This window comes from Ruegeria sp. BHSA163, from assembly GCF_059613365.1.
In genome coordinates, this window is sequence record NZ_JBXWSJ010000006.1 from 52,183 (window position 1) to 63,643 (window position 11,461).

Genomic DNA, 11,461 nt, shown 5'->3' on the forward strand with positions numbered 1-11,461 from the left:
ATTCGACGGGCGCCATGGCAAGTGTGCGGTTCATGAAGACGTTGACACAATCTCCTACTGACCCGTCCTTCGTACAGAACCCCTATTCCTTTTATGCTGAAGCTCGACAATATGGCGACCTGTTTTTTTGGCACGATTACGGGATGGTTGCGGCTGTATCTAATCGGGCTGTCCTGTCCCTGTTGCGTGATCGTCGCTTTGGCCGCGAGGTTCCGCCTGAAATGGCTTCGCCGGGACCCTCGCATCTAGCCCCTTGGTTGTCGGTCGAGATCAACTCAATGCTTGAGCTTGAACCGCCTCGTCACACAAGGTTGCGGGCATTGGTTTTGCGCGCGTTCACTTCCCGGGCTATCTCAGCGATGTCAACGGGCATTGAAGAGCTATGCAATAGTCTGATCGACGAATTTCCCAAAGAACCGTTCGATCTTTTGCCAGCATACTGCAATCAAGTTCCCGTCATCACTATTTGTCGCTTGCTCGGGGTGCCTGAGGATATAGCCCCACAACTTCTGGCTTGGTCGCACGATATGGTCGCTATGTATCAGGCAGGCAGGACAAGGCAAACCGAAGACGCGGCTGCCCAATCTTCAAGCGAATTCAGTGCGTTCTTAAACGAATACATCGAACACCGCCGTAACGATCCGAAAGACGACCTCATCACACGTTTGATTCAAGCGGAAGAAGATGGTGAAAAGCTAAACAGAGATGAGTTAATTGCAATCTGCATACTTTTGCTGAACGCGGGACATGAAGCAACCGTGCACACCCTTGGAAATGGCTTAAATGCTGTACTGACTGATGGAGCCTTTTCTCAGGACTTATTTTCCAGCCCCTTAGACCAATTGGTCGAGGAAGTCTTAAGGTACGACCCACCTTTGCACATGTTCACGCGATACGCTTATGAAGATGTCGAAGTTTTTGGAAATACCTTCAGTAGAGGTGAGCAAATCGCCTTACTGCTAGCGGCAGCAAACCGAGACCCCGAGGTTTGGCCGCAGCCAGACTTATTCGATCCCAGCCGCAAAGCAATTGCTAATGTTAGTTTTGGCGGAGGGCTGCATTTCTGCGTCGGAGCTCCTCTTGCGCGACTTGAGATGCGCATTGCGTTGCGCGTTTTGTTCGATAGATGTCCAAATTTGCACCTCATTGAAAAGGCGCGGTACGCTGACACCTATCACTTTCACGGCCTGTCAAACTTAATGGTCCAAGCTTGAATTTCGCGTGTTAGTCCAGGGAAATCGCATTCAACGGCAACATGGTTGTGGACTTAATTTCTTCCATCGATAGTAAGGCCGTGACGTTGTGAACCCGAACCTCGGAAATCAGGTTTTGATAAAACGCATCGTATGCGCGGGCATTTTTGACCCGAACCTTCAGAATGTAGTCGATGTCGCCTGCTAGCCGATGCGCTTCTTGAACTTCGGGGCGATTTCGCAATGCGTTGAGAAATTTACGCTGCCATTCAGCCTCATGCTCCGAAGTTCGGATCAGGACAAAGAATGTCGCCTCGAAACCTAACGCCTCGGCATCCAGCAAGACAGTTTGCTGACCTATAACACCAGCACCCTTCAGCTTTCGTATGCGATTCCAAACTGGTGTCTTCGAACTACCAACACGAGCTGCGATCTCATCCAGAGATTGGCTAGCGTCTCTTTGCAGCTCGAACAGAATTTTCTGGTCTGTGGCGTCTATTCGCACCGACATTCTTGTTTTCCTCTCGTTTCGAAACTCTTGTTCCTCCGGCTGTAAAATTTGGAACAAATGTTCTTTTTTTTCACACATTATGGCGTCGTGGAAGAAATATTTCCTATATTGTGAGGTAAGTCAAACCACGCCCGGATCGCCAAATGCAGCATCATCAAGACATAGTTCAACCCGGTCACGTCGATTTTGTCGGCGCTGGCCCCGGCGATGCAGAACTGCTTACCGTTAAGGCGATAAGGTCATTTGAATCGGCGGACGTTGTTCTGCATGACCGCTTAATAAGTTCTGAAGTGCTCGAGCTGGCCGGCAAAAAAGCGCCCCTAGTGGATGTAGGTAAAGCCGGTTTTGGCCCGTCATGGAAACAAAGTGACATAAACGCATTGCTGGTCGAATACGCAACCAAGTATCAGCGTGTCGTTCGTTTGAAGTCTGGCGACCCGACCGTTTTTGGCCGCCTTGATGAAGAAATAGATGCCGTTGAGGCCGCAGGTATTTCATGGCGCATTGTGCCCGGTGTTACTGCAGCGTCGGCAGCAGTAGCGACAATTGGTCAAAGCCTCACTCGGCGAGAACGTAACTCATCCGTTCGATTTCTAACGGGCCACGATGTGAACGGGTTTGCTGATCACGATTGGGCTGCTTTGGCGCGCCCTGGCTCTGTGGCCGCAATCTATATGGGCAAAAAATCCGCCAGATTCATCCAGGGCCGTCTGATCATGCATGGGGCAGATCGCGATACACCCGTTACCATTGTCGAAAACGCGTCGCGTTCTGATCAGTGCGTGGTGCACACGACACTGGATCGTTTGTCAGCCGATCTGACCGCCGCTGAGATGAACGGACCTGCGCTGACATTTTACGGTTTGTCGCCGCGAGACGCATTCGCCGCACAGAAAGATTTCAACAAGGAGCTTGCCTGATGGCCCGCGCTTTTACACCCAAAGTTGTCACCGCCAACGATCTGTTGGAAGGAGATGTGGTTTACCTGACAGAAGATGACCGTTGGTCTCGCGATTTTTCTGATGCGGAACTGATCACCGACGAAGCACACGCGCAAGTTCGATTGCTAGATGCCGAACGCCAGTACAGCAAGATTGTCGGCGCCTATCTCGCTGATGCTGTGGCGGGTGACTCAGGTCCTGAACCTACCCATTTTCGGGAAGATTTCCGACGGACTGGCCCGTCCAATTATGCCCATGGCAAACAGGAAACTTCCCCGCAGCCCCGGGCCTGACCTCCGGCCCTCTCTCCCCGTAAAGGCCCCCAAGGTTCGGGGCTGCATTTAAGGACAACTAATCATGTATCGTTACTCTGAGTTTGACGCAGCATTTTTGTCAGAGCGCAACGCGCAGTTCCGCGCTCAAGTTGAACGTCGAATTGACGGCTCTTTGACCGAAGATGAATTCAAACCACTTCGTTTGATGAATGGCCTTTATCTGCAGTTGCACGCCTACATGCTGCGAGTAGCTATTCCCTATGGTACGCTGTCCAGCGCGCAGATGCGCCAGTTGGCCCTGCTAGCCGAGAAGTGGGATAAAGGGTACGGTCACTTCACCACCCGTCAAAACATCCAGTACAACTGGCCCAAACTGAATGACGTGCCGGATATGCTGGATGCGCTGGCCGAGGTTGGCATGCACGCCATCCAGACCTCGGGCAACACCATTCGCAACGTTACTGCCGACCATTTTGCGGGTGCCGCGGCAGATGAAATTGCGGACCCCCGCCCCTACGCTGAACTTCTGCGTCAATGGTCCACCGACCATCCGGAATTCCAGTTCATGCCGCGAAAGTTCAAGATCGCTATTACCGGATCGGAAAACGATCGCGCAGTGATAAAGGCGCACGATATCGGCCTGCAACTGGTTGAACGTGACGGCGTTCTTGGTGCCCGTGTTATCGTGGGTGGCGGTCTTGGCCGTACTCCGATGATCGGCAAGGAGCTGTCCGAGTTCGTCGCATTTGACGATTTGCTGGCCTATTTGGAAGCCACGGTGTCCGTGTGGAACCAGATCGGCCGCCGCGACAACAAGTACAAAGCGCGCATTAAGATCACTGTGCACGAACATGGCATCGACGCCATCCGCGCCAAGGTGAATGAGCGCTTCCTACAGGTTCGCCCGCAGTTCAAGGGCGCCGATATGGCTCTGCTGGATGAGATCAAAGGCCACTTTGCACCTCCGGCCTTCCGCAAAGGTTCGGTTGCGTCGTTCGAAGGCGCCTATACCAACGATCCGGTCTTCCGTTCGTGGGTCGATACCAACATCGCACCGCACAAGAACGCGGACCACGCGATCGTCACGATCTCGATCAAGAAGCACGGTCAGACACCGGGTGATGCGACTGCCGAGCAGATGCGCGTGATGGCGGATCTGGCCCAAGAGTTCGCCTATGACGAACTGCGCATCAGCCATGAGCAGAACGTGATTCTGCCGCATGTCCACAAGTTGGACCTGCCGGTGATCCATGCCAAGCTGCAAGAGTATGAGCTGGCCACAGCCAATATCGGCCTGATCAGCGACATCATTGCCTGCCCCGGCATGGATTACTGCGCGCTGGCGACCGCCCGTTCAATCCCGGTTGCACAAGAGATTGCGACCCGCTTCGACGAGCTGAAGCTTGAGCATGATATCGGCCACCTGAAGATCAAGATTTCGGGCTGCATTAACGCGTGTGGCCACCACCACGTAGGCCATATTGGTATTCTTGGCTTGGATCGTGCTGGCGTCGAAAACTATCAAATTACATTGGGTGGCGACGCAACCGAAGCCGCCGCGGTTGGTGATCGCACCGGACCTGGTTTTGCTTACGACGAAATCGTGCCTGCCGTGGAACGTATCGTAGAAACCTATTTGGAGCAGCGAGACGGCACCGAAGAGACTTTCCTGGAAACTTACCGTCGCGTTGGAATGGCGCCGTTCAAGGCTGCTCTCTATCCAGAGGCTCGAGCGAATGCCGCTTGACCTGATACAAACGGAACTTGGCCGGGATCGTCGCGCGCTGACACAGCAAGTCGGTGCGCTGAATAATCGGTTCCGGCACCACAGTGCTCATGACGTGATGCATGGCGCGCTGGCAGAAATCGAAGATCTTGCCCTGGTTTCCAGCTTTGGAGCGGAATCAGTCGTCTTGCTGCACATGGTGGCAGTAGTCGATAAGGCTACACCAGTGTTGTTCATTGATACGCAGATGCTGTTTACTGAGACCTTGGAGCATCAGCATGAAGTCAGTGATAGACTGGGGCTGAGCAACGTCCGTATTATCCGAGCGAATGACGAAGATGTACAGCGTGACGACCCATATGGCGCCCTTCACGTTCATGATACAGACGCCTGTTGCAATCTGCGGAAAACCTTTCCCTTGCAACAGGCACTTTCTGGCTACAGCGGCTGGATTTCAGGGCGAAAGCGCTTTCAGTCGGGCACTCGGGCCACTCTGGAGTTCTTCGAAGTCGAAGACGGAACAGGTCGGATCAAGGTCAACCCGTTGGCACATTGGGCACCAGAAGACGTACCTGCCTATATGGACGAAAATCGCTTACCACGACATCCACTGGTGGCAAAAGGATACCCTTCGATCGGTTGCGCCCCCTGCACATCGCCGGTCAAAGAGGGCGAAGACCCGCGCGCCGGACGTTGGCGCAATCAGAACAAAGAAGAATGCGGCATCCATTTCATTGATGGAAAAATGGTCCGTACCGGAGAAAAAACATGAACGTAATTGTTACCGACGGGGGGTTTTCCCCTGATGACTGGACAGACGGTTTCGTCACACTTGATGATGCGGCTAATGATGTTGTCGCGCTGGATGTGAATTCAGACGCAGATCCTGACGAGTTAATGGAACGCTTGGGCAGCTCCCGAATGGTTCGCGTGGACTTCCCGTCCTTTGCTGACGGTCGCGGCTTTACCATCGCGCGGACATTGCGCCTGAAAGGCTATAGAGGCCGATTGAGGGCCAAGGGCCATGTGTTGGCTGATCAATATGCAATGGCCCGAAGAAGTGGATTTGATGAGATTGAGATTGATCACGCGTTGGCTGCCCGCCAACCCGAAGACCAATGGCTGAGCAGAGCCGATTGGCAGGAGCACAACTATCAGGCGCGTCTTCGCGGCTGATCGACCGACGCTTCAACGTAAGACGCCGAAAGGGACAATCTGCCCCTTTTCCTGACTTGGATCAAAGATTAAACGGAGATGTCGGTTTAGCAGATCGGCAGCGAAACGATGACAGAGATGAAATCCGTGACCGAAGCAACCGCCGTTAAGGCTCCCGTCTTGCCAGACGCCCAAACTGTGACCGACGTCAAACATTGGACGGATCGTTTGTTCTCGTTCAAAGTCACGCGCCCGGCCTCTTTACGGTTCCGTTCAGGTGAATTTGTTATGATCGGACTGTTAGGTGATAACGGTAAACCGCTGTTGCGTGCCTACTCTATCGCCTCCCCTTCTTGGGACGAAGAATTGGAGTTTTACTCGATCAAGGTTCAGGATGGCCCGCTTACGTCCAAGCTGCAGCATATCAAACCTGGCGATCAGATCATTCTAAGACCCAAACCAGTTGGCACCCTGGTGCACGACGCGCTCTTGCCGGGCAAGCGTATTTGGTTTTTTGCCACAGGAACTGGGTTCGCTCCTTTTGCTTCCTTGCTGCGCGAACCACAGACTTATGAAGATTATGACGAGATCATCATCACTCACACTTGTCGCGACGTGGCCGAGTTGAACTATGGCCAGGAATTGATCGACAACATTCGGCAGGACGAGTTACTGGCCGAACTCATCGGCGAAGACTTCGCCGACAAGATTCGGTATTATCCGACAACAACAAGAGAAGAGAGTCCAAAGATGGGACGTATCACCACCTTGTTGCAGGACGGAACTGTATTCGCTGATTTGGGTGTCGAAGGTGGAATAAGGCCCGAGACAGATCGTGCTATGGTTTGCGGAAGTCTCGCCTTTAACCACGACATTAAAGCTATTCTGGAAGGTTTCGGCTTGCGCGAAGGCGCTAATTCCGAACCCAAAGAATTCGTGGTCGAAAAGGCCTTTGTGGGCTGACACAATTCAAAGGCAGGGCTAAAACTTACCCTGCCTGCTAAAAACCCCAGACAAAACTTAGATTTTTCGGTGTAATACCCCGTTATGCCGCTTGAAACGATGCCCGGAGACGTCTAAATTCCGGGCTCGAATTTCTGAAATCATCAAAGGAATGAACCCATAGCTCGCAGACCTCACAACGCGCCACCGCAGAGAGAAACCGGACCGCGCGTAAATGACAGAATCCGTGCCCCCGAAATTCGCCTGATAGGCGCTGATGGCGAAAATGTCGGGGTGGTTCATCCCGCGAAAGCCATGCAACTTGCCGCCGAAGCTGGCCTCGATCTGGTCGAGATATCGCCCAACGCGAACCCACCGGTCTGCAAGATCATGGATTTTGGCAAGTTTAAATACGAACAGCAAAAACGCGAAAGCGAAGCCCGAAAGAAACAAAAAGTCATCGAGGTGAAGGAAATCAAATTCCGTCCGAACACCGACACGCATGACTATGACGTCAAAATGAAAAACGTCGTAAAGTTCCTTGAAAAGGGCGACAAGGTCAAAATAACTCTACGCTTTCGTGGCCGTGAGATGGCGCACCAAAATCTCGGGCGCGAGTTGCTCGAACGCGTCGCTGAAGACATTCAGGAAATCGGCAAGATAGAAAACATGCCGAAGATGGAAGGCCGTCAAATGATCATGATGATTGGGCCGCTACCACAAAAGTAAGATTGAGTATTTCTTATTCTAAGGGCTCCTTCAAAAGTGGGTGGAGCCCTTTTCATAATACGTTATTTAGAGCGCGTTTCAGCTTTACCACCAACTCGTCGACCTCAGAGTCTTGGATTATAAACGGCGGCGCCAACAATATGTGATCTCCTGTTCGGCCGTCGCGGGTACCTGACATCGGGTAGCAAATCAGCCCTTCGGCCAAGGCTGCTTTTTTGACCTTACCTGCGATTCCGTTGTTGGGATCAAATGGGGTCTTACTGTTTCTTTCGGAAACTAATTCGATTCCTCGGAAAAGTCCCCTTCCCCGAATGTCGCCGACATTCGGGTGTTGGCCAAACGTCGCTTCTAATGCCGATTGCAGGTTTTCACCTTTGACGCCCGCCCGTTCCGGCAGGTTTCTTTCGGTCAATTCTGTCACAACCGCCAAAGCTGCAGCAGTGGCAACTGGATGTCCGACATAAGTATGGCCGTGCTGAAAAAAACCCGATCCGTCGCGAATAGCGTCATATATTTTTCCGGTACACATCATGGCGCCGATTGGTTGATATCCGGCGCCCAGTCCCTTTGCGATACACAGAATGTCTGGCACCACGCCGTCATGGTTGCACGCAAACAGATGCCCGGTCCGTCCCATGCCGCACATGACCTCATCCAAAATCAATAACACTCCGTATTGATCACAAATCTCTCTGATCCGTTTGAAGTATCCATCAACGGCAGGAACTGCTCCCAATGTCGCGCCCACTACAGGTTCGGCCATAAATGCCATGACCGACTCTGGTCCAAGACGTAGAATTTCTGTCTCCAGTTCATTGGCCACTCGTTGCCCATATTCAAAACTGCTCTCAGCGTCGGGTTTTTCGGCATATTCGTAGCAGGGTGCTATGTGGCTCATTTCTATCAACATCGGAGAGAACTGTGCCCGGCGCCACTCATTCCCACCTGCCGACAATGCGCCTAATGTATTGCCGTGATAACTCTGACGACGTGCGATGACGTGACTTCGAGTGGGCTGTCCAATCTCAAGGAAGTACTGCCGAGCCAGCTTGATCGCTGCCTCCGTTGCCTCTGATCCACCGGACACAAAATAGACTCTATCCAGTTCTCCCGGAGCGTATTTTATGAGCAGGTCAGCAAGAGCCTCAGCTGGTTCCGAAGTCATAAATCCGGTGTGAGCAAAGGCAATCTGTTCCACTTGTTGTTGAACAGCTTGGATGACTGCCTTGTTCGAATGCCCCAAGCACGAAACCGCAGCGTCGCCGCAATCCAAATATCGCCGCCCTTGACTGTCGATCAGATAACAACCCTCCCCGCTTATTGCGGTCGGCAATTCAGATTTTGTGTGACGTGGGAAAACATGACTCATCTTGATCTACCTTTTATCTGCGCCACTAATGCTGCGACTGATGCGGCATTGTCGACCCATTGTTGACCAGTTTCCATGGTCAAGCTGTTTTCGAACCCAACCCGAACATCAGCTCCGCGCAATGCGGCGTTAACCAAACAAGTATGCTCCTGCGATCCAAAGGCACACACCATCCACGGAGAAGTGTCTATGGGAAATTGATCGATATCCTCAGGCGCTGAATTTCGGTCTAATGAATAGCGTCCCAACACCAAAAGTCTTTCCACTTGCGACGGTTTAACCACACACTCAGTTTGCCACTTGATCAATAAATCTGCATCTGCCGCATCGTACAGGATATGCTGTACGCGGGTTCCTTGATCCTCGCAAAGGCTGTATATACGTGCCGCAAGTTCAGGGTTTTTTGCAACCTCTCTGACTGAAATCGAAGCCCATTTGGGCTTAACTTCTGACAGGCAGAGATATTGCGCTTCAACGTCATACATACCACCTGCTTCAGTCGTGATTTGAACATCCATCGCAGGTACATTTTGTTGCAGTTCCGAAATCGTTTCGAGGTACCTGCCAGCGTCCAAAGAATGCCGGCCATAGTCGTCCCTAACGTGTAAATGTAAGCCACGCGCACCAGCATCATAACACGCCTTCGCCGTTGAAACGATCTGGTCCATTGAAATCGGTATCGCCGGATGATCCGTAAGCCGGCGTCTTGCTCCGTTTGGAGCAACCAGAATGTAAGGCCCAGTTGCATCTAATTGCGACACGATGTTCTTCCTGATTAATCTACCCATAGCCCTCTTTTTAGGCGCTATAGTTGCGATCTACGTTCAGTCCAAACGTTTCACACTTGTAATTTCCAAAACATATGTTTTTTTCTTGATATGGAACTCCATGTAACACAACTGACAAATCGATTGCGTCGCGACATCGACGATTTGCCAACGCAACTAAAGGCAGCTGCAAAATATATTATTGATCACCCGGGTGATTTTGGGATCGACCCAATTCGGGTCACATCTCAAAAGATCGGAGTAAGCCCAAACGTACTAGTCCGCTTGGCCGATAAAATGGGATTTGACGGTTTCAACGCGTTCCGCCAACCATTTCGGTCTGCATTGGTTACGGATGCCGAAGAAAAACTAGGTCAGGATTGGCTGGACCAATCAGATAAATCCGGGAATTACGGAACTGCGCAGGCGGAATTCGCCAGGAACGAATTGAATGTTGTGTCACGCTCCCTAAGGTTGCTGGAACCTGAAACGATAGGCGCGGCGACACAATTGATTATGCAGTCTAATCGTTGTTATGTCACAGCAACTCGCGCCAGTTATGCCCTGGCATATTATTTTCATTATGCAGGGCGAATGGCGCATCCTGGGCTTAAATTAGCGCCTCGGCATGTTGGCTCGGCAATCGATGATTTGCTTGGTGCTGATGAACGGGATTGTCTGTTTGCTGTAACTGTTCAACCCTATTCTTCCGATACGATCCAAGCGATGCGATTTGCAAAAAAACAAGGACTCAAACTGATAATGATGTCCGATAGCGATGTAATCGCGCCAGGTATCTCGGCAGACGTGGTTTTACCAGTAAGCACACGATCATTGCACCATTTCTCCAGCTTTTCGGGGGCGATGGCTGTTTTGGAGTGTTTGTTGGGGCATCTCGTTTCTGCGGGCGGTGACGCCGCGCGTGACCGGGTCGAACTTCACTTAAAAGCCCGCGAAGATACGGGGGCATATTGGCAACCATCACGACTGCCCCGCGTAAAGAAAATAAAAAGCCCCGGTTATTAGCCGAGGCTTTTTTGTTTTTTCGTCTCTAGTTACATACACGCTTCGACGGCGCGCTTTGTCATAACACTGACAAGATGTGCACGATATGCTTTGCTTCCATGCAAGTCGGCAATCATATTCATTGCATTGATCCTGAGATCCATCAGAGCGTCTGGGCGGAATTCTTTGCTCAACGCCTGTTCTGCTTCGGACCAGCGGAACACCCCATCTTCGCTTGCACCAGTTACCGCGACTCGAACGCCGTCGGCGAACCGTGCCAGAAATACCCCGACTAACGCGAAACGGGAGGCTGGTTGCAAGAACTTCTGATAGCTTGCCGCCTGAGGCACTGGAAAGCGGACCGACGTGATGATCTCGCCTTCTTCCAGGGCGGTGCTAAACATACCCTCAAAGAAGTCATCTGCAGAAATTTGGCGATTATTGGTAACGATCGTTGCTCCTGAGCCGAGCGCACCCGCTGGATAGCAGGCTGCAGGATCGTTGTTAGCAATCGAGCCACCAATGGTACCACGGTTTCGAACGGCAGGATCGCCGATCTGACCGGCCAGGGCCGCCAACGCGGGATAGCTGCCAGCCGCATCAGCGGCCACGGCAGCGTGCGTCGTAGCGCCACCAATAGAAACTGACCCATCATCCTCGACGCAAACACCGCGCATCTCTGGGATGCCTGTCAAAGATACCAAAGACGATGGTGCGGCCAATCGCTGCTTTAGCGTAGGGATCAAGGTTTGCCCGCCCCCCAATGCCTGAGCTTCTTCTCCTCCCATCGCTGCAACTGCATCGGCGATGGTTGAGGGTTTTTCGAACTCGAAATTGTACATTTCGTT

13 protein-coding genes are annotated in these 11,461 nt (G+C 52.1%); 9 read left to right on the forward strand and 4 right to left on the reverse strand.

Features of this window, described 5'->3' with window-relative positions; genetic code table 11:
• Positions 1-32 precede the first annotated feature (32 nt).
• Positions 33-1,214, forward strand: a complete 1,182-nt coding sequence (locus tag AC2FNV_RS04745) for a cytochrome P450 (protein ID WP_496772551.1) — start codon at positions 33-35, stop codon at positions 1,212-1,214.
• A gap of 10 nt (positions 1,215-1,224) precedes the next feature.
• Here AC2FNV_RS04745 and AC2FNV_RS04750 read toward each other — a convergent pair whose 3' ends face one another.
• Positions 1,225-1,704 carry an Lrp/AsnC family transcriptional regulator gene (locus tag AC2FNV_RS04750; protein WP_170480289.1) on the reverse strand — a complete coding sequence of 160 codons (480 nt, stop codon included), beginning with the start codon at positions 1,702-1,704 and terminating at the stop codon, positions 1,225-1,227.
• A gap of 143 nt (positions 1,705-1,847) precedes the next feature.
• Between AC2FNV_RS04750 and cobA the strand changes: the two genes are divergently transcribed.
• From cobA to infC, 7 genes are all read left to right on the forward strand, one after another.
• The gene (gene cobA, locus AC2FNV_RS04755; RefSeq protein WP_170606755.1) at positions 1,848-2,624 is read left to right on the forward strand and encodes a uroporphyrinogen-III C-methyltransferase; all 777 of its coding nucleotides are present in this window, start codon (positions 1,848-1,850) and stop codon (positions 2,622-2,624) included.
• A complete protein-coding gene (locus AC2FNV_RS04760; RefSeq protein WP_170480285.1) occupies positions 2,624-2,938 on the forward strand; it encodes a DUF2849 domain-containing protein in 315 nt (104 codons plus the stop codon). The genes cobA and AC2FNV_RS04760 overlap by 1 nt, the downstream gene beginning before the upstream one ends.
• A 64-nt stretch (positions 2,939-3,002) precedes the next feature.
• Positions 3,003-4,667, forward strand: a complete 1,665-nt coding sequence (locus tag AC2FNV_RS04765; protein WP_170606753.1) for a nitrite/sulfite reductase — start codon at positions 3,003-3,005, stop codon at positions 4,665-4,667.
• A complete protein-coding gene (locus tag AC2FNV_RS04770; protein WP_170606751.1) occupies positions 4,657-5,418 on the forward strand; it encodes a phosphoadenylyl-sulfate reductase in 762 nt (253 codons plus the stop codon). Before AC2FNV_RS04765 ends, AC2FNV_RS04770 begins: the two co-directional genes overlap by 11 nt.
• Positions 5,415-5,822: a DUF934 domain-containing protein gene (locus tag AC2FNV_RS04775; RefSeq protein WP_170606749.1), complete on the forward strand. Its 408-nt coding sequence runs from the start codon at positions 5,415-5,417 to the stop codon at positions 5,820-5,822. Before AC2FNV_RS04770 ends, AC2FNV_RS04775 begins: the two co-directional genes overlap by 4 nt.
• 108 nt (positions 5,823-5,930) lie before the next feature.
• Positions 5,931-6,764 carry a ferredoxin--NADP reductase gene (locus AC2FNV_RS04780; protein WP_170480278.1) on the forward strand — a complete coding sequence of 278 codons (834 nt, stop codon included), beginning with the start codon at positions 5,931-5,933 and terminating at the stop codon, positions 6,762-6,764.
• 246 nt (positions 6,765-7,010) lie between these two features.
• Positions 7,011-7,472, forward strand: a complete 462-nt coding sequence (gene infC, locus AC2FNV_RS04785) for a translation initiation factor IF-3 (protein ID WP_496772607.1) — start codon at positions 7,011-7,013, stop codon at positions 7,470-7,472.
• Between the two features lie 52 nt (positions 7,473-7,524).
• On the opposite strand, the gene AC2FNV_RS04790 is transcribed toward infC, so the two are convergent.
• The gene (locus AC2FNV_RS04790; protein WP_170606747.1) at positions 7,525-8,841 is read right to left on the reverse strand and encodes an aspartate aminotransferase family protein; all 1,317 of its coding nucleotides are present in this window, start codon (positions 8,839-8,841) and stop codon (positions 7,525-7,527) included.
• Entirely contained in the window at positions 8,838-9,602 is a 765-nt protein-coding gene (locus AC2FNV_RS04795) for a beta-keto acid cleavage family enzyme (RefSeq protein ID WP_367648163.1), read from the reverse strand. Before AC2FNV_RS04795 ends, AC2FNV_RS04790 begins: the two co-directional genes overlap by 4 nt.
• A 150-nt stretch (positions 9,603-9,752) precedes the next feature.
• Here AC2FNV_RS04795 and AC2FNV_RS04800 point away from each other — a divergent pair, with 150 nt between their 5' ends.
• A complete protein-coding gene (locus AC2FNV_RS04800) occupies positions 9,753-10,634 on the forward strand; it encodes a MurR/RpiR family transcriptional regulator (RefSeq protein ID WP_496772558.1) in 882 nt (293 codons plus the stop codon).
• Positions 10,635-10,663: 29 nt separating this feature from the next.
• Here AC2FNV_RS04800 and AC2FNV_RS04805 read toward each other — a convergent pair whose 3' ends face one another.
• Positions 10,664-11,455 carry an FAD binding domain-containing protein gene (locus AC2FNV_RS04805; protein ID WP_170606741.1) on the reverse strand — a complete coding sequence of 264 codons (792 nt, stop codon included), beginning with the start codon at positions 11,453-11,455 and terminating at the stop codon, positions 10,664-10,666.
• Between the last annotated feature and the right edge of the window lie 6 nt (positions 11,456-11,461).